The sequence below is a fragment of the Bartonella saheliensis genome, assembly GCF_902162175.1.
Genome location: NZ_LR607201.1, coordinates 1 through 22,259, shown reverse-complemented (window position 1 = coordinate 22,259; position 22,259 = coordinate 1). Strand labels below are relative to the sequence as shown.

The following is a 22,259-nucleotide window of genomic DNA, read 5'->3' as shown; positions in this document are numbered from 1 at the left end:
AACATTAAAAAGACTCAAAAAGCATAAATAAAGGCGCTTCGGACAATGAATAGTGTGAACACTACTTAAAAGTGAGAGGAGATTTACGTGTCATTTCTACCGGAGTGGTCTATTATTGTACAATTTGCTTTAGCATCGTTGATTTTAGCGCTTATTCCAGGACCAGACATGATGCTTTCTGTAGGACGAACCATTACACAAAGCAAAAAAGCTGGGATTATGTGTGCCTTGGGAAGTGCAACAGGATTTGCTATTCAAGTTATTGCTGTAGCACTTGGCTTGTCAGCGCTTATTTTCGCTGCACCACACGCCTTTGTTCTTCTGAAAATTGTGGGTGCCTTTTATCTTTTATGGTTTTCCTTCCAAGCTTTACGGAGAAAACAGACATTTTCCTTTGAACAAACATCTTCTAAATCTCAAAGCTCTAAACGTAACTATCTTGCTGGTATTGGAATTAATCTTCTCAATCCTAAAGTTATACTCTTTAACGCAACATTCTTACCACAATTTATCAATGAGAATGATCCTATGGCGACACAAAAGTTACTTTTTTTAGGACTCTCTTACATTCCTATTTCTTTCCCTATTACAATTTCTATTGTTTTTACAGCACATAAACTTACCAAAACCCTTAAACAAAACCCTCTTTATATTCGCTTTCTCGACTGGCTTATTGCAGGTACTTTTACCAGCTTTGCTCTCCATCTTCTTATCGTTACAAAAAATTGATTTATAAGGTGTAATTTATCATTTTTAATTTAAATAAGAATTCTACATATTGCGAAACGTTCTCTTTTTAAATCTATTTATATTGAACTAAAGAATAGCTTTATTCTCTTGTATATCCAAGAAAAACTGGAACTGTCGTGTAGCTAAAAAATTGAATGTTCATACCAACTTATACACCTTGTATGAAACCTAAAAATATGGATGGTATCATATATTTTACAGAAGCTTTTTTTGTTATAGTTTTCACAGGCGTTGTCGTAATATGGAGAGTACATTAAAAAATGCTTTTTAAAAAACATGTCAACGAGTAACAATGGTATTTATGGTGTGGAGTATTTATATTTTAGACACGCCGTTTATATGTAAAGCGTAATCTTGCTAAAGAACGTAATAAACAAAAGCATCAAATAATATATATATCCACTCTTTAAAATTTATTACCGTCAATACTTTTAAAAATCATAAAATCGAAGTAAAGAATGTAAAGTGAGGTGGAAATGTGTGTCTCTTGAGACTTTCCTCTAAATTAGGCTGCATCCTCATTTCAGAGACTACGCAAACAGACTTTATATAATACAATATTTTTCCCTATTAAACCTATAAAGCAAAAACTATTCATCTAGCACTAATCCACCTTAATCCCTGTCCACACATGCCTCTATATGAGATTATTGATTTACAGAAAAAATTCAGGCTTTATAGCACTGAAAATTGTATTAACTAATGACCAATAGCATTTTCAAGTTTCAAACGTTCAGATTTTCGTAAGCGCTCTGAAGCCGATTTAAGCTGTCCACATGCAGCTAAAATATCACGTCCACGCGGTATCCGAATAGGAGAAGCATAGCCTGCTTGATTAACAACATCAGCAAAACGCTCGATTTGCTCCCAATCAGAACATTGATAATTACTCCCTGGCCACGGATTAAAAGGGATTAAATTGATCTTCGCTGGAATACCTTTTAGCAACTGTATTAATCGCTTAGCATCATCCAAACTATCATTGATGTCTTTCAACATAACATATTCAAATGTAATTCGTTTGGCATTAGACAGACCAGGATATTGACGGCAAGCATCCATGAGTAAGGCAAGCGGATATTTTTTATTGATAGGAACAAGCATATCTCTTAGTGTATCGTGTACGGCGTGCAGTGAAATTGCTAACATCACACCAATTTCTTCCCCAGTTCGAATAATTCCAGGAACAACACCGCTGGTTGAAAGCGTAATCCGACGTTTTGATAAAGAAAGTCCATCGCCATCAGAAGCAATCAATAAAGCTTTTTTTACAGCTTCAAAATTATAAAGAGGTTCTCCCATTCCCATCATAACAATATTGGTAATTTTTCGCCCTTCAACAGGAACAATTGCCCCATCAGGCGTATCCTTATCAGGAAAATCACCCAAACAATCACGTGCAACGAGTAATTGTGCTAAAATTTCTTCCGCCGTCAGGTTGCGAACAAGCATCTGCGTTCCTGTATGACAAAAAGAACAGGTTAACGTACATCCAACTTGCGATGAAAGACATAAAGTACCACGTCCTTCTTCAGGAATATAAACCGTTTCAATTTCAACAGGTCTTCCAGCCCCACGCGCTGGAAAACGTAAGAGCCATTTACGTGTACCATCCTTTGATACTTGTTCTCCAACAATTTCCGGACGCGCAATGGAAAAATGACGTTTGAAAGTTTCCTGCATTGCTTTAGAAATGTTCAACATTTCATCAAAATTTGAAACACCACGAACATAAAGCCAATGCCAAAGCTGGCGTGCACGCATACGCGTTTGACGCTCTGGTATACCAAGTGTCTTTAAAGTTTGCACTATTTCATCTTGCGATAAGCCAATTAAAGAGAGCTTAGAACTCTCCTTTACCACCACATTATCTGCTTTTTGTGCTAAACCTGAACCAACAGGTCTAAGGTCATAGGAAATAGCCATTGCTTTCCAATTTACATCATTCTTGTAGAATTTATCAAAACTTTAATGGCACTTTTGAGCCGCATTTAATGCAGCAGTAACCCCTTTTAAGGAATAAGTATAGGTAGTATGCGTTCCCCGTTTTGATATCGCTTTCACTGTCATATTGTTTCCCGCACGCATAGCAGAAACAAGCTGCTTTTCCTGCTCTGATGATGCCAACCAAGCTGAGGAATCCTTCGTGAAAAAATCAAAGTCCTTACCTCCAATAGTCACTGTCACTTTCGACCCTTCTTGAAGCGTATAACCAGCCATAAACTGCGGTTCAAACGCAACAGGTGACTGAGAACGCTTGGTAACTAAGAAAAAATTATCACCATGATTAACTGTTGTTGGAAGAGCCTTCAAAGGAACAGATAACACATAGCAAATCGTATTTTGGGACGATTTATAAGAATAGGCTCCCCACGCTTCAAATTGGTTTAAACGGCTTGGCGTTTGTGCACATGCGATCCCACCTGTAACAAGAACTATTACAGATGCAGCAATAACAGTCTTTTCAAACATCTTCATTTAGCTCACTTCTTTAGTCTCTAACAAGATTCTCTTTATTGGGAAAGTTCAAACAAAAACTCCTCGATACTCATGTGTAATTATCCTAATTCCTTCAATAAGGAAAATATTTTCACAGCAATCAAAATAGATTTTACATTCCATTGTGACCTTTTAGTCGTTACCAAAATATAAACTTTTTATTCAATAATCACATTAAAAAACAATATTTTTGATTTCACACTACCCTTTTCGTTTTTCATAAAAAACGATTCCTCTAAGCAATAGGATTTCAAAACAAGATAAAAATATACCACCACTCTGCTGAGAAATAAACCATACTCTTTACATCACAAGCAATCTACTGCAAAACTTTGAAAATATACTCTACACTCCCCCCAAAAATTTCACAGCATCTCACGCTCTTGAGAATATCATTTCTCAACTTTACACATTCAATACACGCATATCTGTAAGATACTCCATCTTTTAACTATTATAGTGTATTCATACGCCGTATTCAATATCGTCCTGATATCATCTTGTCATAATCTTAAAAAGATCTCACAAAATAACCAAATATTATCAATATATTAAATTATGAAACAGAGAATCCTTAAACTCTGTCTCAATAGCGAATCGCATAACGTGATCTTTTACTATCAGCCCTTTAAGATACAAATTATATTATTTCTAAGCTTTATGGCGTACCTTTCACAATTTATACACTTATAATCTTTTTTAAGCTGCGTTTGATTCTGAAGTTTGAATCAATAAAGCATAAAGCGCATTGGCATTGTGTGTATTGCGCAATTTTTGCACAACATCAGCATGACGTAAAACACGTGCAATCTGTGATAAAGCTTTTAAGTGATCTGCACCTGCATTTTCAGGTGCCAAAAGGAGAAAAACAAGGTCTATAGGCTCGTCATCGAGAGCTTCAAAATCAACAGGACTTTCAAGACGCGCAAATATACCAATAATCCGATTAATATCAGGTAATTTTCCATGAGGAATCGCAATACCACCACCCAACCCCGTTGAACCAAGTTTCTCGCGTTGCAAAACAATATCAAAAATTACATGCTCACTAAGACCTGTCAGCTGAGACGCTTTTTCGGCTAAAATTTGCAGAACTTGTTTTTTCGAATTAGCCTTAAGAGCCGGAATAATTGCTTCCGGTGCTATTAACTCACTCAAATTCATCCTTTAATTTTCCTCTTACACGCTCAAATGCTCACTAATAAACCCTATAAACGATATCGAACCTTAAAGTTCTTTCACTTGTTGTAGCATCGCATATGTTTTTATTTTTTAATTTATAATGAGTGAAGGCTTAATACGTCTCATATCACTTTTAACAGAACAATAAATAGTGTTTAGCTCCTCATTAACAGCATGAGAAAAGAAAAAAAAGAAATGAAGTTGTTCATAAAATTAATTTCCTTAAGACCCTAGAAAAGGACATTATTTATAAATTTATTAAACTTGTCACAAGAGTTAATATATAATTCCCCATTAGAGTTTTTTCTTTCTTTAAAAATAAGCTCTTAATAGAATGAGAAGCGTATTGAGCAAAATGGACCTTTAGTTTGAAAATTACTGTATAGCTTAAACAAAGCCTTATAACAAGAACATAACGGCATTTTGCTCCTATTTTAAATACGCCATACAAACTAATAAAACACGACAATCCCCATTAAATAAACGCAATATATAACGGATGAATGCTCCAATCAAAATACCCAAAACAGCACCATCAACATGTTCTTTAATTTGACAGAGAAAAATATGATGAATATCTCTCACCTTTCAATAACACATGCATTTATTTACAGCCTCATTTATCACTTATTATCAAGTTAATCTAATGATATCTTTTCTATGATACAATCATGTGTAAGCTCAACCAATAAAGCAATAAATTTACCTTATAGTGATGAAGCCTTTTTCTCCACTCAATAAAAATTTATTAGATTGCATTCATAAAGCAAGTTTTGGCATAAATAAGGAGATTTTCAATAATAATGGAATGAATATAATCACCAGAGAAAATCCTATTGCACAGCTTTAATTAAAAAACTTAAACTTTATCCTAAAATCGTATTCTTTTATTGATTTACAAATCTTTGATGACATTATCATCGTTTCTACAATAAAATAACAATTCCATTTGTTTCTGTAATGAGAATATATACTAATAATATGCTTTACTAATAATTACAACTAATTACAATAAAACCTTATCTACCTCCTTTGAAATGTGTTTGTGACGACTATGTTATTTCTATTAAACTTCAATAGAGCTGTATGAAAGCCGTAAAATCATAGAGAAAACTGATGTCCCAAATAGATTCTACGGACATCAACGTTGTTGATAATATCATTAGGACGACCATGAACTAACACTTTGCCGGTATGAATAATATAAGCGCGGTCGACAAGCCCCAGTGTCTCACGTACATTATGATCTGTTATTAAAACACCGATGCCACGCCTCGTTAAATGACGAATAAGTTGTTGAATATCAAAAATAGCGATAGGATCAATTCCTGCAAATGGTTCATCAAGTAACATAAAATGAGGGCGAGAAGCTAAAGCACGCGCAATTTCAAGTCGTCGACGTTCACCCCCAGATAACGAAAGCGCAGACATTTTACGTAAATGATCAATTTTAAATTCATGTAAAAGACTATCAAGCTCTTCACGTTGTTTAAGACGATCTTTTTCAACGACTTCTAAAACAGCTTTAATGTTATTTTCTACTGAAAGACCACGAAAAATAGATGCTTCTTGGGGAAGATACCCAATCCCTAAACGCGCCCGTCGATACATCGGAAGATGCGTAATATCAAATCCATCAATTTTAATGGATCCTCCATCAGATTTTATGAGCCCCGTAACCATATAAAAACAAGTTGTTTTACCTGCCCCATTAGGACCTAAAATGCCAACTGCTTCTCCCGTACGAATGCCAAAAGAAACACCATTAACCGTTGGTCTTCCTCGATAAACTTTAATCAAATGACTGGCAATCAAAGTCCCTTTTAAGCGCTTTTTTGAAGCTTCACTTACAAGATTATGCTGATCAGTCTGTTTTTTTCTTTTAATTCCAAACATGAAACCTTAATGGACATTTTGTTGATTTTGTTTAAAAATAATAGAAACGCGACCTTTTTTCTTAGCCGTCTCACAACCTTCTAAAAAAGCCCTTCCGCTTTCCATATTTGCCGTTAATTTACATCCTGTTGCCACATTGTCACCATCTGTCAATACAACATGATTCCCTGTCAAACTCATCATTTTTGATTTTCCATCAAAAACGCCTTTATCCCCTGTAGCAGTTTGCGTCGCTGTTTTTATATAGACTTTTCCTAAAGCTTCCATTTTTTGTATACCCGATGAACCAAACAAAGTAAAAGATGATGCCTTCGTATCTTCCTTGTTTTTATCTGCTTCTTTATGGTCTTTATCGTAATAAACAATTAATTTTGCCGTCCGTAAAAGACGTTCACCTTGCACCACTGAAACATCACCCTTAAAAAGGGCTATACCTTCTTTATCACGTATTTCTAAAGAATCTGCATGAAGTTCTACTGGTTCTTTGTCGTTTGATAGACTTATTCCAAAATGGGTCCCTTCAGCATATCCTAAAACCGTTCCCCCTCCTAACATTCCCATGCTAAAAGCCAACGTCATACCTATCCATCTTTTGTATGATCTCATTCTTTCAATTCTTCTGTTTGTATATACATATGAATTCTCTTTTTAAAATCCCTTAAAAATTCGTATTGATATTGCGTCATTACTTTTGAAGCACTAAGTGCACACCACCATGGAAATACATGCTTTTTCCTTTTTCTCGAATTTGTAAGGCATTGGCTGCAAGATGAAAACCGGCTCGCTGAATATTAACGCGTTGATCTGTTTTTAACTGTCCCTCAGATAAATTAATATTAGCCGACATAAATTGCGCTATCATTCCATCATTCGTCGTAATGGTGAATGGCTTATCCAACTGTAAAAAACCATGAATGTTATCGTAAATCCCCCCTTTTGCAGCAAGAAAAAATTGCCTTTGTTGGCCCATAGATGCTTTCGCTGTGATGTTTTGTAATCCAATTATTCCAGAGCGCGTTTGATCTTGAAATGCTTTTTCTGCTTTAAGCCAATAAGGTTCATGAGCACGCGTATAACCTTCTAATTTTGGATTAAGTATCGTCAAGTTGATCACTCCATTCTCTTCATTATTCAAAGGCATAGGATCAGGAGTAACGGGAACCAAGAAAAACGTAAACCAGCAAAAAACCAGCGCTGAAACTAACGCTAAGAGGGGTAAAAAAACTTTTAATAGGCTAATGCGACGCGAATGACGAGATGCCTTTTTAAAAACATCTCCAACTGATGATTGCGTTGAAAAGACTTCATAATGATTGTGTACGGACATACTCTCCTAATCTCTTAAATATTCCGCATTTTTAACCTGTATAACCTTTATAAGAGGTATTTTCAAATTTTGTTTCTTGAAATTTGCTTTTTCTTGGTTTTATTTTGCTTTTATCCATTTATATATTGTAATATGCATGAAGTGCACAATTATAAAAAAGTTCTTTGTGTGAAAGTGAGGCTATTGTGGTTAAATCAGAGCTTGTACAAATTATTGCTCATCATAACCCGCATCTTTTTCAACGGGATGTGGAAAATATTGTAAATGCTATTTTTGAAGAAATTTCGACAGCGCTTGCCAATGGCGATCGTGTTGAACTTCGTGGATTTGGTGCTTTTTCTGTAAAGAGCCGTTCAGCTCGGAATGGACGTAACCCACGAACAGGAGAAGCCGTTGCTGTTGAAGAAAAATGGATTCCTTTTTTTAAAACTGGCAAGGATTTACGCGACCGTCTTAATCAGTGAGAAACTTATGATTATTAAACGTATTCTTCTAACAAGTATCGGTGTGATTATCACAGCGCTTTTGATTGTTTTTATCGTAGCTAATCGTCAAATAGTTCCGTTAACCCTTGATCCTTTTCGAGAAAATTCTGAAAGTTTTACTTATCATGCTCCCCTCTTTATATGGCTTTTTATTTTCTTTGGTTTTGGTATTTTATTAGGAAATCTGATCCGTTGGTTTTCCTATCATAAATGCAAAAAAGCTCTCAAAAAAAGTAAAGCTGAGATTGAAAAATTGAAAACGTCTATCACAAATCTGGTGTAATGGTCTTTTAATGAAATCGTTTTCCCTTTAGTATTTTATCGTCAATACAGAGTTTGTTTCTATACGTGTTTTAATTGATTTTAGTTCTTTTGCACTTTTACGAAACATTTAAGAGCTTTATAATGTAATTTTTTATGCCTCATATACCATGATACAAAACATGCCTGCACAATGTTTTCAATCCTCCTACAAGAATAGATATCCGCAGGAAAAGTTGCCTCTTATTTTAGAAACAGGTATGAGTGAAAACTATGCTCTCATTGATTCTGGAAATGGACAAAAATTAGAGCGTTATGGAGATTATCGAATTATTCGCCCTGAAGGTCAAGCACTATGGAAACCTGCTTTATCACAAAAAAAATGGGCTGATGTTGATGCTATTTTTACAGGAAACCGTGATGAAGAAGGTGTTGGTCGTTGGCATTTTCCTAAAAAGCCACTTGGTGAAACATGGCCTCTTTCTTGGAATGGATTGTCTTTTCTAGGACGCTTTACTTCCTTTCGTCATGTAGGCGTTTTTCCTGAACAAGATGCCCATTGGCGCTCTATGGAAGAACAAATCATAAAAGCCGCACGTCCTATAAAACTATTGAATCTTTTTGGCTATACAGGGGTTGCCTCTTTGATTGGAGCACGAGCGGGTGCAAACGTTACCCATGTTGATGCTTCTAAAAAAGCCATTGCGTGGGCAAAAGCTAATCAGGAAAGAGCAGGATTACCAGATCATTCTATTCGCTGGATTTGCGATGATGCTGTAAAATTTGTCGAGCGAGAACTCCGTCGCAAAAAAAGCTATGATATGATCCTTCTTGATCCCCCTGCTTATGGACGTGGACCCCATGGCGAAATTTGGCAACTGTTTGATCATTTACCAGCCATGATCACAAATTGTCGTAAACTCCTCTCTGATAAACCGCTCTCAGTTGTCCTGACAGCTTATTCCATTCGTGCTTCCTTTTTTGCACTTCATACTTTAATGCGCGATACATTTGTAAATCTTGGTGGTACGGTCGAATCAGGAGAACTCATTTTGCGTGAAGAAGTTGCAGGGCGCGCCCTTTCTACTTCTCTTTTTAGCCGTTGGATTGCTTGAATATGTGTGGACAAAAAACTGGTAGAGTGAAAGAAATTACCTCTCTTAGCAACCCTATCATAAAAGATCTTAAGGCACTTAACCAAAAGAAAAATCGTAATCGCGAAGGTCTTTTCATGGCAGAGGGATTGAAATTGGTCATTGATGCTCTCAATCTCGGTTGGACAATACAGACACTTATTTTTTCTAAAAGTGAAATTGGTAATGCCACTATCGAAAATACTGCTGCACGCGCTGTAGCCAATGGTGGTTTTGTTATAAAAGCCTCACAAAAGGTTATGGAATCACTTACTCGGCGCGATAACCCACAAACAGTTATTGGTATTTTCAAACAAAAATGGCAACCTCTTGAAACAATACAAAGGCAAGCTAAAGATGTTTACATCGCGCTTGATCGTGTGCGTGACCCTGGAAATCTTGGCACCATTATTCGCACTGCTGATGCTGTAGGTGCCAAAGGTGTTTTTTTAATTGGCGAAACAACAGACCCTTTCTCACCTGAAACAGTTCGTGCAACCATGGGATCTATTTTCTCTATACCCCTTTATCGTTTTGATGAAAGCGCCTTTTTAAACTGGTCAGCTCACTTTAAAGGCATGATTGTTGGCACGCATCTTAAAGGATCTCTGGATTATCGGACACTTGATTTCAAAAATGGTCCAATAATCCTTTTAATGGGAAATGAAAAACAGGGGCTATCAGATATTCTGGCAAGTCGATGTGATAAACTTGCGCGTATTCCACAAAGTGGACGCGCTGACTCACTTAATCTGGCAGTAGCAACAGCTGTTATGCTTTATGAAATCCGTCGCCCTTATTTAACACTGGAACCATGTGAGGAAAAAATATGATCCACAAATCACTCTCTTTTCTTCTCCTTGGCTTAGCCCTTACGGTCGGACTTGACCAAGCTGTTAAGTACTGGATTATGCACAATATGCCTTTAGGAACAGAAATTCCGCTTATTCCTTTCCTTTCCCTTTATCATGTGCGTAATTCTGGCATTGCATTTTCGTTTTTTTCTTCCTTTTCTCATTGGGGAATCATTGCCATCACAATCATTGTAATTATCTTTCTTCTATGGTTATGGAAGAATGCTGAATATAATAAATTTTTAACACGTTTCGGTCTTGTCCTTATTATTGGAGGAGCAATCGGCAACCTTATTGATCGTATTCGCTTTCATCATGTCACTGATTATATACTTTTTCACATTGATGATATTTTTTATTTTGCTATTTTCAATCTTGCAGATAGTTTTATCACACTTGGTGTTATTGCTATCCTTATTGAGGAACTGCGCACTTGGGTGAAAGCAAAACGTCATTCCAAATATACATCTTCTCATTAATGTTCTCATTGCCTTAAAAAACAGAGATTTTTAACCATTATAAGCCTGATTACAAACTCTCTTAGATAATTCTTGCGGCTGATTGTTTTACATATTTTTCTTTATGAGAACTTTATTTTTTCTCCAACTGTACATGTCCATCTTCGCTCAATACAAAAGAATTGACTTCAAATAGAAATCAATATCTTTTTATCTACACGTTACACTCTAAGAAAAAATATTTTACAGCTTTTTATTAGCACGCCAACTCTACTCCTATGTCGTGCAAAAAAAAATAATCTTGATGGATTAAATATAAACAGGTTTGTCATCAGAAAATCTTACGATATTTTGGAGAGAGATATTTAGAATGAAAAAATTAATATATTTATATATCAATGTGTTATATAAAAACTCAATTCAATTAGGGATTCTGGTAGGGCAGAGCATATGCAATCTTGAAGGCTGAAAAGTAGCGTGATGCTGCGCGACACTTCCTTATCACCTTAAAGATAGATATTTTGTAAGTGAGAATTATAGGGTTCCGGCAAATAATAAAAAAATTTTAGTATCGTCCTTTTATTTTGTAAAAATATGGCGAAAAATAAAAATATTTTTCATGAAAATGAACTGTTTCCTTACCAATTTGTAAGGTTCCTTGTTTCGATAAATCTCTTGTAATTTTTAAATAAATCTCCATAATAAGGGGGAAAATATGCTGGAATTCCGCCAGTGATTCTGAAGGTTTTTTGTATTCGCCAAATTAAGGCTTATACAAAGTTTGTCTCTTCAATGAGAGAGATACTTAAAAACCCAATGCCTGACGGGACATATGCTAAAGGATTTTATATTATGGCTAATTTTAAAAATTTACGTTCAGCGCCTGCTTCTCATGCTGATGCATCGATTGATCAGGGATTGCGTGACTATATGTTGGGTGTTTACAATACAATGGCCATTGGTTTGCTTATTACAGCTGCTGCTGCCTATGCAATTGTATCATTAGCAACGACAACAGATATGAGCCAAGCAGCAGCTCAGATCAATAGCAGTATTTATTTAACATCATTTGGAGTGACATTTTATACATCGCCATTCTCTTATATTGTGATGTTTGCACCACTTGTTGCAGTTTTATTCCTTAGTTTTAAAATTAATACATTAAGCACCAATGCTGCTCGTAGCCTCTTTTTTGGTTATGCTGCTTTAATTGGGCTTTCACTGTCTTCAATCGTTTTACGTTATACGACAGAGAGCATTGTACAAACCTTCGTCATTTCTGCTGCAACTTTTGGAGCTCTTTCACTTTATGGATACACAACAAAGCGTGATCTTACAGCAATGGGTTCATTCTTTTTCATAGGTTTGATCGGTTTGATGCTTTCCATGGTTGTGAATATTTTTCTTGGATCAAGTGCTTTGCAATTTGCTATCTCCGTTATTGGTGTTTTTATCTTTGCTGGTCTAACAGCTTACGATACTCAAAATATTAAATTGATGTATTATGAAGGGGATCAAGGCGATACCAAAGGTCGTAAAGTTATTATGGGCGCGTTGAGTCTTTATCTTGATTTCATCAATATGTTTGTCTTCTTGCTACAATTTCTCGGTTCAAACCGTGATTGATTGCAAAAACAGCGCTTAATGAAAGGACCTTGTTTCTAAATGAGACAAGGTCCTTTTGTTTTTAGTGTAAGTTTTTATTTTTTGCCTTTTAGGGATTATTCTTTTCGCAAAATGACAAAAATACCTTACAAGCAAAAACTCCCTTGGTTTACTGATTTTATCCAACAAAAGCTCCATAACTCCCTTTTTAAAACAATCTACAGCCGCTCTCATCATCCATCAAATATCCTCAATCCAAATAATCATTATGATCTGACCGTTGCTTCTTATAATGTGCATAAATGTGTAGGTGTTGATAAAATTTTTAATCCTACACGAATTGTTCGTGTTATTACTGAATTACAAGTTGATATCCTTGCTCTTCAAGAAGCAGATAAACGTTTTGGCGAACGCATTGGTTTGATTAATCTTCAGCTGTTAAAAGCTGAAACCGGTTTGATCCCTGTGCCTCTGGATACTATGTCACCTCATGGTCATGGTTGGCATGGGAATGCCCTTTTTTTGCGAAAGGGATATGTACGTGACACTTTACAAGTCACTCTTCCTGGCATTGAACCACGTGGTGCTATCATTGTAGAATTGGAAATGGCAGCAGGTCCTATTCGTATTATCGCAGCTCATTTTGGCTTATTACGTTATTCTCGCAAACAACAAACAAAAATGCTCCTTGCAATTTTGCAAAAACGCTCCCTTATGCCTACACTCCTTATTGGAGATTTTAATGAATGGCGGATGGGAAAAGGCTCATCTTTAAACCATTTTTATCCCTATTTTAATAGCACACTTGAAGTTGTACCAAGTTTTCCCTCTCGCTTTCCCTTTTTAGCACTTGATCGCGTTTTTGCCTTTCCTCACCAATTGGTAACAAATCTTGAAAACCACCATTCACCACTTGCACGCATTGCCTCAGATCATTTACCTATTAAAGCTTATCTTAACCTTGCTAATGCGATAAACATGCTTAAAAAATAAATGAAAAAAGTTAATGAGCCTCATCCCAATTTTGAGCCGTCATGACTTTCACTTCAAGGGGTACAGATAAAGATAAAACCGGCATTGTAGCATTTTCCATAACATTTTTAACAACAGCCATGGTTTTTTCACTCTCCTCTTCTGGTACCTCAAAAATCAGTTCATCATGCACTTGAAGTAACATGTTTGCTGATAGATTTTTTTCTTTTAAAGCATCTTCCATCTGTATCATGGCGCGGCGAATAATATCGGCCGCAGAACCTTGAATGGGAGCATTGATAGCCGCTCTCTCATTAAAAGAACGAATTTTTACATTCTTTGCTTTTATTTCTGGATAATGGATACGACGTCCAAAAATTGTTTCTACATAACCATTTTCACGTGCAAAGCTTTTAGTTTTTTCCATATAATCTTTAATTCCCGGAAATCTTTCAAAATAAAGTTGAATATAACGACCTGCTTCTTGGCGTGAAATTCCTAATTGATTGGCCAATCCAAAAGCTGAAATACCATAAATAATACCAAAATTAATCGCTTTTGCACGCCGTCGTGTATCTGAAGGCATTCCCTCTATCGCAATGCCAAACATTTCTGACGCCGTTATAGCGTGAATATCATGTCCTTTAGCAAAAGCTTCTTTTAATGCTTTTATATCCGCAATATGGGCAAGAATACGCAATTCAATCTGACTATAATCTGCCGAAAGTAACACATGTCCTTTGGGAGCAATAAAAGCTGTGCGAATTTTACGCCCTTCCACGGTCCGTACCGGAATATTTTGTAAATTTGGTTCTGATGATGATAACCGCCCCGTTGATGTTGTTGCCAAAGAATAATTCGTATGAACACGTCCGGTTTTTGGTAAAATATAAGAAGGCAAAGCATCTGTATAAGTCGATTTTAGTTTTGTAAGCTGGCGCCAATCAATAATTTTACGTGGCAAAATATGACCTTCAGCTGCCAATTCTTCTAAAGTCTGTGCAGAAGTTGACCACTGCCCCCCCTTAGTTTTGGCTCCTCCAAGCAATCCCATTTTACCAAAAAGGATATCACCCAATTGCTTTGGTGAAGCAAGATTGAATTTCTCATCCGCGAGTTGATAAATTTCCTCTTCTAAAAGAGTAGCAGCTTGCGCTAATTCTCCTGAAAGACGCAATAAAATCTGCTTATCAATAAGAATTCCACGTTCTTCCATTCTTGCGAGAACTTCTATGAGCGGTCTATCAAGACGTTCATAGATTTTAGTCATTCCTTGAGCGACAAGCTGCGGTTTTAAAACTTGCCACAAACGCAGCGTTACATCAGCATCTTCAGCCGCATAAAGCGTTGCTTGTTTCAAATCTACTTGTGTAAAAGAAGTGATCTTTTTTCCATTATGTGTTAAATCTTTATAGGCAATTGGTGTATGTCCAAGCCAACGCTTAGATAAATCATCCATATTATGCGTTAATGTTCCAGCATCTAAAGCATAAGATAACAACATGGTGTCATCAAAACAACGCATTACGATGCCATATTGTTTCATCACTAACCAATCATATTTTACATTCTGACCAATTTTTAACACCGCAGAATCTTCCAATATTGGCTTTAAAAGTGCTAAAGCCTTCTCGGTTTTAATCTGTTCTGCAATACGTGCCCCTCCCAAAAGATCATCTTCTCCCCCTTCAACATGTTCAAGAGGCACATAAGCCGCTTTTTCTGGCTGCAATGCTAAGGAAAAGCCAACAAGCTTTGCTTGCATAGGATCAAGGGAAGTTGTTTCTGTATCAAATGCAAAAAAGCCTTGCTCTTCTGCTTGCCATAACCACTCTTTCAAAACGCCTTCATCAAGAATCGTTGTGTAAGCATCTCTTGTAATTTTTTGAGTTAGTGCTTGATCTTTGCGTTTTTCTGCTAACTGTTGTGGAGAATTCTCAGAAAAGTTATGAGGAAGTGTGCTATCTTCTTTTTTTACAGTAGAATCACGCTCCTTTTCAGATTTTTCCCACTCAACAGCTATATCAAGGGCATCAATAGCTGCTGCATCACATGATGTTGCTTCTGCCACGCGACGCGTGAGTGTTGAAAATTCCATTGCTTTCAGAAAACCAATTAAACGCGGGCCATCTTGGGGTTCTAAAATAAAATCATCTAAATTATTATTTACAGGGACATCTGTTTTAAGCCGAACGAGTTCACGAGAAATTTTAACTTGTTCACTATAAGCTTGAATATTTTCACGTCGTTTTGTTTGTTTAATTTCAGTCACACGTTGTAATAAAAGATCAAGAGAATCAAATTGATTCAATAATTGCGCAGCAGTTTTTGGACCAATGCCTGGAATACCTGGTACATTATCGGTTGTATCTCCAATTAATGCTTGTAAATCGATCATCTTTTCAGGAGGAACACCCCATTTCTCTATAACTTCTAAGACACCTATATGTTTGTCTTTCATTCCATCATACAAGGATACATGCTTATTGACGAGTTGCATAAGATCCTTATCAGAAGAGATAATCGTTGTTTTTGCACCAACTTTTGTTGCTAATGTTGCATAGGTCGCAATTAAATCGTCTGCTTCAAATCCTTCCTTTTCAATACAAGGCAAATTAAAAGCCTTTGTTGCTTGGCGTATTAACGCAAATTGAGGAATTAAATCTTCGGGAGGTTCAGAGCGATTCGCTTTATACTGAGGGTAGATTTGTTTTCGAAAAGTATCAGATGAATAATCAAAAATAACAGCAAAGTGTGTTGGAATAATACCTGTCGCTGTGTTACGAGCATCACAGAGTAATTTCCATAACATATTACAAAAACCAGCTACTGCTCCTATAGGAAGTCCATCCTTTTTACGTTTTAAAGGCGGTAAAGCATAGTAAGCACGAAAAACATAGCCTGATCCATCAACCAACAAAAGATGATCTGTTGCTTTCATGACAATTTTATTTCTCCATTTCAGCTAAAAAAACACATTCCCCTTATATATTTTTTTCACTTTTATTTTATTTTTTTCATTTTGCCTCTAAAAAGCCATTTTTTCTTTTCATAAGACATGAAGTCGTTACATTTTATATTACGTACCTAGAGCTTTTCTTTGCTGTTACAGGATTAATAGCTTTCATTTTGCTCCTCCTATGATAGCTGAGGTACGATGTAGCGACAAGGTCGTTGTGGTGTTCCCCTCCCCACAACGACCGTTTTTTTTGATATCCGTATTTTATTTTTAGAAAAAAGATAGGGATATTATTCATGAATTTTGAAATTATTCCACAGAGCTTTTTCACCCATTTTATTGATAAAATCAGCATGTAACTTTTTTTCCTGTGCACTCAATCTTGAAGGTAAAGCCTGCGGACGAGATTTAACTGCATAAGGTGTATCTTTATCATTTTTAGTATGTTCATTAACACTTCTTTTGTTCTCAAAACCCAATGTACCCTGCTTTCCACCAATTAGTTCAATATAAACATCGGCGAGAATCTCTGCATCAAGCAAAGCACCATGAAGAACACGATGACTATTATCAATTCCAAAACGTTTGCATAAAATATCAAGAGAATTAGGACCCATAGGAAATTTACGCCTTGCCATAGCCAATGTATCAAGAATATTATCAACACTAATAAGCGGCTTATTGACGCGTTTTAATTCTGCATTAATAAAACCTATATCAAAACTTGCATTATGGGCAATCATTGTTGCGCCATTGATAAATTCCAAAAATTCATCAGCAATATCGCTAAAGCTTTTTTCATTTTTTAGGCGTTCATTGGTCAATCCATGGATCGCTATAACTTCATCAGGAATGATAACACCTTGTGGATTCAAATAAACATGAAATCGGCGTCCTGTAAGATAACGATCAACCATCTCCACACAACCGATTTCGATTATGCGATCTTTTTCTTTATCTAAACCTGTTGTTTCTGTATCAAAAATAACTTCACGCATGATTTCAATTCTTTAGTAAATTTTTTATCACGTACAAAACCTGTCTACGTGTATTCTCTAAATCTTTTCCTGTATCAATAATAAAATCTGCACGTTTACGTTTTTCTTCATCAGACATTTGCCTGGCATCAATAAAAGAAAATTTTTCTTCATTCATATCTTGGCGAATCATCGCACGTGCTTTTTGTATTGCTCGTGGCGCAGAGACAACAACAATACTGTCTACACGTTTTTCACCATTTGTTTCAAAAAGAAGTGGAATCTCAAGAACAACTAATTCCTTTTCCTGTTGGCGTGCTGTCTCAATAAATTCTTTTTCTTTTTTTTGCACTAAAGGATGTATTATTTTTTCTAAAATTTGTAATTTTTCACGATCATTTATCAAAATTTTAGAAAGCTTTAGGCGGTTAACCTTTCCATCCTCAACAACATTGGGAAATATATGTGCTATGAGTGATACAGCTGGTTCACTCTTATAAAGTTGATGTACTGCTTCATCAGCGTTAAAAACAGGAATATCCGCTTGCTTGAAAAAATCAGCAACTGTTGATTTTCCCATAGCAATTGATCCGGTCAACCCTATGATTTTCATTCCACCTTTTCACCCATATCCTGTAAAATTGCTGCTCGTAATGCTTTTGTAACCTGTGGTCTTATTCCAAACCAGAGTTCAAATCCTAAAACAGCCTGATGTAAAAGCATACCAAGCCCATCAACAGTCCTTAAACCATGTGCTTTTGCTTGTTGTAGAAAAGGCGTTAGCAATGGTGTGTAAACAATATCTGTTACCAATGCCGTTGTTTTTGCTTTATGAAAATCACAAAAAAAAGAAGTTTCTTTTTCCTCAGATAGAGTTGTCATACCTATAGAAGTCGTATTGACAATTAAATCAGCTTGGTAAAGTATTTTATCTGTATTCTGCCAATCGTGAACTTCCACAGGTTTTCCGAAATGCTGTGCTAAATCTTCTGCCCGCCCCTTTGTACGATTAACTAAGCAAATGCGTTCAAATCCACGTTCTTTTAAGGCGTATAGAACAGCACGTGCAGCACCACCTGCCCCAAAAATAACTGCTGTTTCTCCCACCCAATCAGGAGCAAAATCATCAAGATTCGCACTAAAACCATAAGAATCACTATTTGTGGCACAAAGTTTATTTCCTTCATACCAAAGCGTATTAACAGCACCGATCATTGTTGCTACATCATCTTTATAATTTGCTAAATGAAACGCTTCCTGTTTATGGGGTAGCGTGATATTCCCTCCACAAAACCCCCTTTTTTTTATAGATGTGAAAAAATCTCTAAATTCTTCAGATGTTACTTCTTGTGCAATATACTTGCCTTGCAGGTTATATTGTTTAAGCCAAAAATTATGAATTTTTGGCGATTTTGAATGATGAATAGGAGCACCAACAACAAAAGCACATGGATCTCCTGTTGTTTCATGCTTTCTTATTAAATTAACCATCAATAACCCCTAAATGACGCAATTTTATGAGTAAGGGCAACAAAGGTAAACCAACAATGGTAAAAAAATCCCCATCAATTTTTTCAAAGAGTTGAATCCCTTCTCCTTCAATTTGATAGACTCCTACACTGTTAAAAACATCTGTTCCCACGCGCGCTAAATAACGTTCAATAAACTCTGATGAAAGAGGACGTACTGACATATGTGCACTAAAAGATTCTACCCAAATTTCCTGACCATTCTGAAATAAAGCGACTGCACTATGAAGAGAATGTTTTTTTCCTGATAAATCACGTAAACGCTGATGTGCTTCCTTACTATTTGTGACTTTATGAAGAACTTGACCTTCCAAATCAAGCACTTGATCGCAACCAATAACAAAAGCATCAGAAAAACGATTAGAAACATTTTTTGCCTTTGCACTCGCAAGAAAACAGCTGAGTTCTTTAGGAGTTTTTTCTTTTGCTTTTTTTTCTATTTCTCTTTCATCAAAAGAAGCTCCTTCAATCAAAAAATTTAAACCTGCTTTTTTTAATAATTGTGCACGATAAAAACTAAGAGATGCTAATATCAACCTATTTATAGCCATGAGACTCTTTCACTTTCCTTCACGAAATCGTGATAAAAGCTCAAATATTGCCGCTGCAGTTTCTTCAATAGAGCGCCTTGTCACATCAATAATGGGCCAACCAAAACGTTCGCAAATGCGTTTTGCATAGATTAATTCTTCAGCTATGTTAATACGATTTGTATAACTATCAAGAGCAAAACCTTCTCCCAAGTCACGATTTTGGCGAATATGTGAGATTCTTTCAGCTGAAGCAATTAAACCAATAATTAAAGAATTTTTTGCTTCCAAAAGAGCTTCTGGTAAATCAATACCTGGAATAAGGGGAACATTAGCTGTCTTAATTCCACGATTTGCTAAGTAGATACTTGTTGGCGTTTTAGAGGTTCTTGAAATTCCTACAAGAATTACATCCGCTTCAGATAAGCTACTGAAAGATTGTCCATCATCGTGCTCTATTGTAAAATCCAATGCCTCAATACGGCGAAAATAATCCGCATTAAGATCATGTTGTGCACTCGCACGTAAGTGAGTTGGCATCCCAAGATAAGATTGAAAAGCATTTAAAACAGGATGTAATATATCAATATAGGGAACTTTTATTTTTTCGCATCTTTTTTGAAGAAGAAGTTTAAGTTCTTCATCAATTATTGTGTAAAGAACAATACCAGGCTCTTGTTGTATTTCATCAAGAGCTTTTTGTAACTGTATTTTATTACGAATCATAGGATAGATATGCTCTGTTGCCTGAATCGTTGTATACTGGGATGCTACAGCTCTTCCAACAGAAATTAATGTCTCCCCCGTTGCATCAGAAAGCATATGTAAATGAAAGAATTTTTTTTCTTTTGTCACAAAAATTTTAACTCCTTGTTAAGACATGTGTATATATCCTTAACCTTTTTTATAAGACTAAAATTTAGAAAAAATCTTCCATTATTATACACAGATAAATCCCTTGTGATAATCTAAAACCTCTTTTAAGAGAAAAGAGGGGATAGTGCCTTTAAGATAGTGTTATTTCTATCCTTTTTTTCTTCTCTTCTGTGGATAAAATTGAGGACAAATAAAGTGTAAATAATAATTCACACTAAACACAGTTTTAAATAAAAATAATCCCTTTCTGTAATATAAATTTATTAATAAAAAGTTTTGGAAAAAATACTCTTGAACAACACTTTATGAATGCTATAAGTTAAAATTATATTTTTTATAAGATAATTAAAGTCCATATCGAATTTTATATTTTTTATGTAATATTCTTGATGCTATGCGAATAAATTTCATATAAATGGTACTTGCAGATTAAAAAAATTGAGTGTAAAATGTTTTTTTCTTGAGAATATTTCGTTCTATAAAATCTCCATAAATTGTTCAAGGTAATTCTCCCTTAATTTAAAGAGCATCTTTCATGCAAAAAATGAAACTACAAGAACTTAAAAGCAAAAATCCTGTTGAACTTGTTTCTTTTGCTGAAACATTAGAAGTTGAAAATGCCTCCCTAATGCGCAAACAAGAATTAATGTTTGCTATCTTGAAAAAACTTGCTCTACAAGATGTAGAAATTATCGGAGAAGGTGTTGTAGAAGTTTTACAAGATGGATTTGGATTTTTGCGATCTGCTGATGCTAATTATCTTCCAGGACCTGATGATATTTATCTTTCACCTGCACAAATTCAGTCATTTTCTTTAAAAACAGGCGATACCATTGAGGGTCCTATACGGAGTCCTAAAGAAGGGGAACGTTATTTTGCTCTTCTTAAAATTAATACCATTAATTTTGAAAAACCTGAAAAAATTCGTTATAAAATTCACTTTGATAATCTTACGCCTCTTTATTCAAATGAACGTTTCCAAATGGAGATACAAGATCCTACAGAGAAGGATATGTCGTCGCGCGTAATTGATTTGATATCTCCATTGGGAAAAGGTCAACGAGGACTTATTGTAGCGCCTCCTCGGACAGGAAAAACAGTTCTCCTTCAAAATATTGCGCATTCTATTACCACTAATCATCCTGAATGTTATCTTATTGTTCTTTTAATTGATGAACGGCCAGAAGAAGTTACTGATATGCAACGTTCCGTAAAAGGAGAAGTTGTTTCTTCTACTTTTGATGAACCAGCTATACGTCACGTACAAGTGGCTGAAATGGTTATTGAAAAAGCTAAACGCCTCGTTGAATATGGTCGTGATGTTGTTATTCTTCTTGATTCGATTACACGTTTGGGGCGCGCCTATAATACGGTTGTTCCTTCCTCTGGTAAGGTTTTAACAGGTGGTGTGGATGCAAATGCCCTACAGCGTCCTAAACGTTTTTTTGGTGCAGCACGCAATATTGAAGAAGGTGGGTCTTTAACTATTATTGCCACAGCTTTGATTGATACCGGTAGTCGTATGGATGAGGTTATTTTCGAAGAATTTAAAGGAACAGGTAATTCGGAAATCGTTCTTGATCGAAAAGTTGCTGATAAGCGTATTTTCCCTGCTATGGATATTTTGAAGTCAGGAACGCGTAAGGAAGAGCTTTTAGTAGCACGGCAAGATTTACATAAAATTTTCGTACTTCGCCGTATTTTAGCACCTATGAATGTAACGGATGCAATTGAATTTTTGATTGATAAATTAAAACAAACGAAAAACAATAGTGAATTCTTTGATTCAATGAATACATAGAAACATCAAGTTTTTTTTGGGAAATATTAAGTTTTTTTGTTAGGATACATCCTGTGGATACAATCTTTGCTGTTTCGAGTGGATTGTTGCCTTCAGGGGTTGCGGTCATTCGGCTTTCTGGTCCTCATGTTGTAAATGTTGTTAAAACGCTTTGTGGTTGTTTGC

The 22,259-nt window shown here is 35.7% G+C and carries 21 protein-coding genes; 9 read left to right on the top strand and 12 right to left on the bottom strand.

Annotated features, from left to right (window positions below; translation table 11 throughout):
* Positions 1–87 precede the first annotated feature (87 nt).
* Positions 88–729: a LysE family translocator gene (locus FS875_RS03825; RefSeq protein ID WP_144753270.1), complete on the top strand. Its 642-nt coding sequence runs from the start codon at positions 88–90 to the stop codon at positions 727–729.
* Positions 730–1,449: 720 nt separating this feature from the next.
* Here FS875_RS03825 and rlmN read toward each other — a convergent pair.
* The 6 genes from rlmN to lptC form a co-directional block, all read right to left on the bottom strand.
* Positions 1,450–2,676, bottom strand: a complete 1,227-nt coding sequence (rlmN, locus tag FS875_RS03820; protein WP_144753267.1) for a dual-specificity RNA methyltransferase RlmN — start codon at positions 2,674–2,676, stop codon at positions 1,450–1,452.
* A 42-nt stretch (positions 2,677–2,718) separates the two neighbouring features.
* Positions 2,719–3,222 carry an invasion associated locus B family protein gene (locus FS875_RS03815; protein WP_144753380.1) on the bottom strand — a complete coding sequence of 168 codons (504 nt, stop codon included), beginning with the start codon at positions 3,220–3,222 and terminating at the stop codon, positions 2,719–2,721.
* Positions 3,223–3,948: 726 nt separating this feature from the next.
* Complete coding sequence (gene ptsN, locus FS875_RS03810; RefSeq protein WP_039759419.1) at positions 3,949–4,413, bottom strand: PTS IIA-like nitrogen regulatory protein PtsN; 465 nt, start codon at positions 4,411–4,413, stop codon at positions 3,949–3,951.
* A 1,119-nt stretch (positions 4,414–5,532) separates the two neighbouring features.
* On the bottom strand, positions 5,533–6,327 hold the full coding sequence (gene lptB / locus FS875_RS03805; protein ID WP_144753264.1) for an LPS export ABC transporter ATP-binding protein: 795 nt from the start codon (positions 6,325–6,327) through the stop codon (positions 5,533–5,535).
* Between the two features lie 6 nt (positions 6,328–6,333).
* The gene (locus FS875_RS03800; protein WP_144753261.1) at positions 6,334–6,906 is read right to left on the bottom strand and encodes an LptA/OstA family protein; all 573 of its coding nucleotides are present in this window, start codon (positions 6,904–6,906) and stop codon (positions 6,334–6,336) included.
* A gap of 106 nt (positions 6,907–7,012) precedes the next feature.
* Positions 7,013–7,654 carry an LPS export ABC transporter periplasmic protein LptC gene (lptC, locus tag FS875_RS03795; RefSeq protein ID WP_144753258.1) on the bottom strand — a complete coding sequence of 214 codons (642 nt, stop codon included), beginning with the start codon at positions 7,652–7,654 and terminating at the stop codon, positions 7,013–7,015.
* Positions 7,655–7,839: 185 nt separating this feature from the next.
* Here lptC and ihfB point away from each other — a divergent pair, with 185 nt between their 5' ends.
* The 7 genes from ihfB to FS875_RS03760 all read left to right on the top strand — a co-directional run bounded on the left by ihfB (position 7,840) and on the right by FS875_RS03760 (position 13,443).
* Positions 7,840–8,118 (top strand): integration host factor subunit beta, encoded by a 279-nt coding sequence (gene ihfB, locus FS875_RS03790; protein WP_144753255.1) that lies wholly within the window; start codon positions 7,840–7,842, stop codon positions 8,116–8,118.
* A 7-nt stretch (positions 8,119–8,125) separates the two neighbouring features.
* Positions 8,126–8,422, top strand: coding sequence for a lipopolysaccharide assembly protein LapA domain-containing protein (locus FS875_RS03785; RefSeq protein ID WP_144753252.1), 297 nt, complete (start codon positions 8,126–8,128; stop codon positions 8,420–8,422).
* 160 nt (positions 8,423–8,582) lie between these two features.
* Positions 8,583–9,515 (top strand): class I SAM-dependent methyltransferase, encoded by a 933-nt coding sequence (locus FS875_RS03780; RefSeq protein WP_144753377.1) that lies wholly within the window; start codon positions 8,583–8,585, stop codon positions 9,513–9,515.
* A 2-nt stretch (positions 9,516–9,517) separates the two neighbouring features.
* On the top strand, positions 9,518–10,366 hold the full coding sequence (locus FS875_RS03775) for a TrmH family RNA methyltransferase (RefSeq protein WP_144753250.1): 849 nt from the start codon (positions 9,518–9,520) through the stop codon (positions 10,364–10,366).
* Positions 10,363–10,866: a signal peptidase II gene (lspA, locus tag FS875_RS03770; protein WP_144753247.1), complete on the top strand. Its 504-nt coding sequence runs from the start codon at positions 10,363–10,365 to the stop codon at positions 10,864–10,866. The genes FS875_RS03775 and lspA overlap by 4 nt, the downstream gene beginning before the upstream one ends.
* An 831-nt stretch (positions 10,867–11,697) precedes the next feature.
* On the top strand, positions 11,698–12,471 hold the full coding sequence (locus tag FS875_RS03765) for a Bax inhibitor-1/YccA family protein (protein ID WP_144753244.1): 774 nt from the start codon (positions 11,698–11,700) through the stop codon (positions 12,469–12,471).
* Between the two features lie 111 nt (positions 12,472–12,582).
* Positions 12,583–13,443, top strand: coding sequence for an endonuclease/exonuclease/phosphatase family protein (locus tag FS875_RS03760; RefSeq protein ID WP_144753374.1), 861 nt, complete (start codon positions 12,583–12,585; stop codon positions 13,441–13,443).
* Positions 13,444–13,453: 10 nt separating this feature from the next.
* Here the strand turns inward: FS875_RS03760 and polA are convergent, their stop codons facing one another.
* From polA to FS875_RS03730, 6 genes are all read right to left on the bottom strand, one after another.
* Entirely contained in the window at positions 13,454–16,363 is a 2,910-nt protein-coding gene (polA, locus tag FS875_RS03755) for a DNA polymerase I (protein WP_144753241.1), read from the bottom strand.
* 308 nt (positions 16,364–16,671) lie between these two features.
* Positions 16,672–17,379, bottom strand: coding sequence for a DNA polymerase III subunit epsilon (gene dnaQ, locus FS875_RS03750; protein ID WP_144753239.1), 708 nt, complete (start codon positions 17,377–17,379; stop codon positions 16,672–16,674).
* A gap of 4 nt (positions 17,380–17,383) precedes the next feature.
* Positions 17,384–17,971 carry a dephospho-CoA kinase gene (gene coaE / locus FS875_RS03745; protein ID WP_144753236.1) on the bottom strand — a complete coding sequence of 196 codons (588 nt, stop codon included), beginning with the start codon at positions 17,969–17,971 and terminating at the stop codon, positions 17,384–17,386.
* Positions 17,968–18,849 carry a shikimate dehydrogenase gene (locus FS875_RS03740; protein ID WP_144753233.1) on the bottom strand — a complete coding sequence of 294 codons (882 nt, stop codon included), beginning with the start codon at positions 18,847–18,849 and terminating at the stop codon, positions 17,968–17,970. Before FS875_RS03740 ends, coaE begins: the two co-directional genes overlap by 4 nt.
* Positions 18,842–19,438: a Maf family nucleotide pyrophosphatase gene (locus tag FS875_RS03735; RefSeq protein WP_144753230.1), complete on the bottom strand. Its 597-nt coding sequence runs from the start codon at positions 19,436–19,438 to the stop codon at positions 18,842–18,844. Before FS875_RS03735 ends, FS875_RS03740 begins: the two co-directional genes overlap by 8 nt.
* A gap of 9 nt (positions 19,439–19,447) precedes the next feature.
* A complete protein-coding gene (locus FS875_RS03730; protein WP_144753226.1) occupies positions 19,448–20,272 on the bottom strand; it encodes a pyruvate, water dikinase regulatory protein in 825 nt (274 codons plus the stop codon).
* 556 nt (positions 20,273–20,828) lie between these two features.
* On the opposite strand from FS875_RS03730, the gene rho reads away from it, so the two are divergent.
* On the top strand, positions 20,829–22,094 hold the full coding sequence (gene rho / locus FS875_RS03725; protein ID WP_012232634.1) for a transcription termination factor Rho: 1,266 nt from the start codon (positions 20,829–20,831) through the stop codon (positions 22,092–22,094).
* The last annotated feature ends 165 nt before the right edge of the window (positions 22,095–22,259 follow it).

What these genes read in the sequence shown, in the direction of transcription:
- rlmN (WP_144753267.1), bottom strand. Translation starts at nt 2,676, where the DNA reads ATGGCTATTTCCTATGACCTTAGACCTGTTGGTTCAGGTTTAGCACAA.
- FS875_RS03815 (WP_144753380.1), bottom strand. Translation starts at nt 3,222, where the DNA reads ATGTTTGAAAAGACTGTTATTGCTGCATCTGTAATAGTTCTTGTTACA.
- ptsN (WP_039759419.1), bottom strand. Translation starts at nt 4,413, where the DNA reads ATGAATTTGAGTGAGTTAATAGCACCGGAAGCAATTATTCCGGCTCTT.
- lptB (WP_144753264.1), bottom strand. Translation starts at nt 6,327, where the DNA reads ATGTTTGGAATTAAAAGAAAAAAACAGACTGATCAGCATAATCTTGTA.
- FS875_RS03800 (WP_144753261.1), bottom strand. Translation starts at nt 6,906, where the DNA reads ATGACGTTGGCTTTTAGCATGGGAATGTTAGGAGGGGGAACGGTTTTA.
- lptC (WP_144753258.1), bottom strand. Translation starts at nt 7,654, where the DNA reads ATGTCCGTACACAATCATTATGAAGTCTTTTCAACGCAATCATCAGTT.
- FS875_RS03785 (WP_144753252.1), top strand. Translation starts at nt 8,126, where the DNA reads ATGATTATTAAACGTATTCTTCTAACAAGTATCGGTGTGATTATCACA.
- FS875_RS03780 (WP_144753377.1), top strand. Translation starts at nt 8,583, where the DNA reads ATGCCTGCACAATGTTTTCAATCCTCCTACAAGAATAGATATCCGCAG.
- FS875_RS03775 (WP_144753250.1), top strand. Translation starts at nt 9,518, where the DNA reads ATGTGTGGACAAAAAACTGGTAGAGTGAAAGAAATTACCTCTCTTAGC.
- lspA (WP_144753247.1), top strand. Translation starts at nt 10,363, where the DNA reads ATGATCCACAAATCACTCTCTTTTCTTCTCCTTGGCTTAGCCCTTACG.
- FS875_RS03765 (WP_144753244.1), top strand. Translation starts at nt 11,698, where the DNA reads ATGGCTAATTTTAAAAATTTACGTTCAGCGCCTGCTTCTCATGCTGAT.
- FS875_RS03760 (WP_144753374.1), top strand. Translation starts at nt 12,583, where the DNA reads ATGACAAAAATACCTTACAAGCAAAAACTCCCTTGGTTTACTGATTTT.
- polA (WP_144753241.1), bottom strand. Translation starts at nt 16,363, where the DNA reads ATGAAAGCAACAGATCATCTTTTGTTGGTTGATGGATCAGGCTATGTT.
- dnaQ (WP_144753239.1), bottom strand. Translation starts at nt 17,379, where the DNA reads ATGCGTGAAGTTATTTTTGATACAGAAACAACAGGTTTAGATAAAGAA.
- coaE (WP_144753236.1), bottom strand. Translation starts at nt 17,971, where the DNA reads ATGAAAATCATAGGGTTGACCGGATCAATTGCTATGGGAAAATCAACA.
- FS875_RS03740 (WP_144753233.1), bottom strand. Translation starts at nt 18,849, where the DNA reads ATGGTTAATTTAATAAGAAAGCATGAAACAACAGGAGATCCATGTGCT.
- FS875_RS03735 (WP_144753230.1), bottom strand. Translation starts at nt 19,438, where the DNA reads ATGGCTATAAATAGGTTGATATTAGCATCTCTTAGTTTTTATCGTGCA.
- rho (WP_012232634.1), top strand. Translation starts at nt 20,829, where the DNA reads ATGCAAAAAATGAAACTACAAGAACTTAAAAGCAAAAATCCTGTTGAA.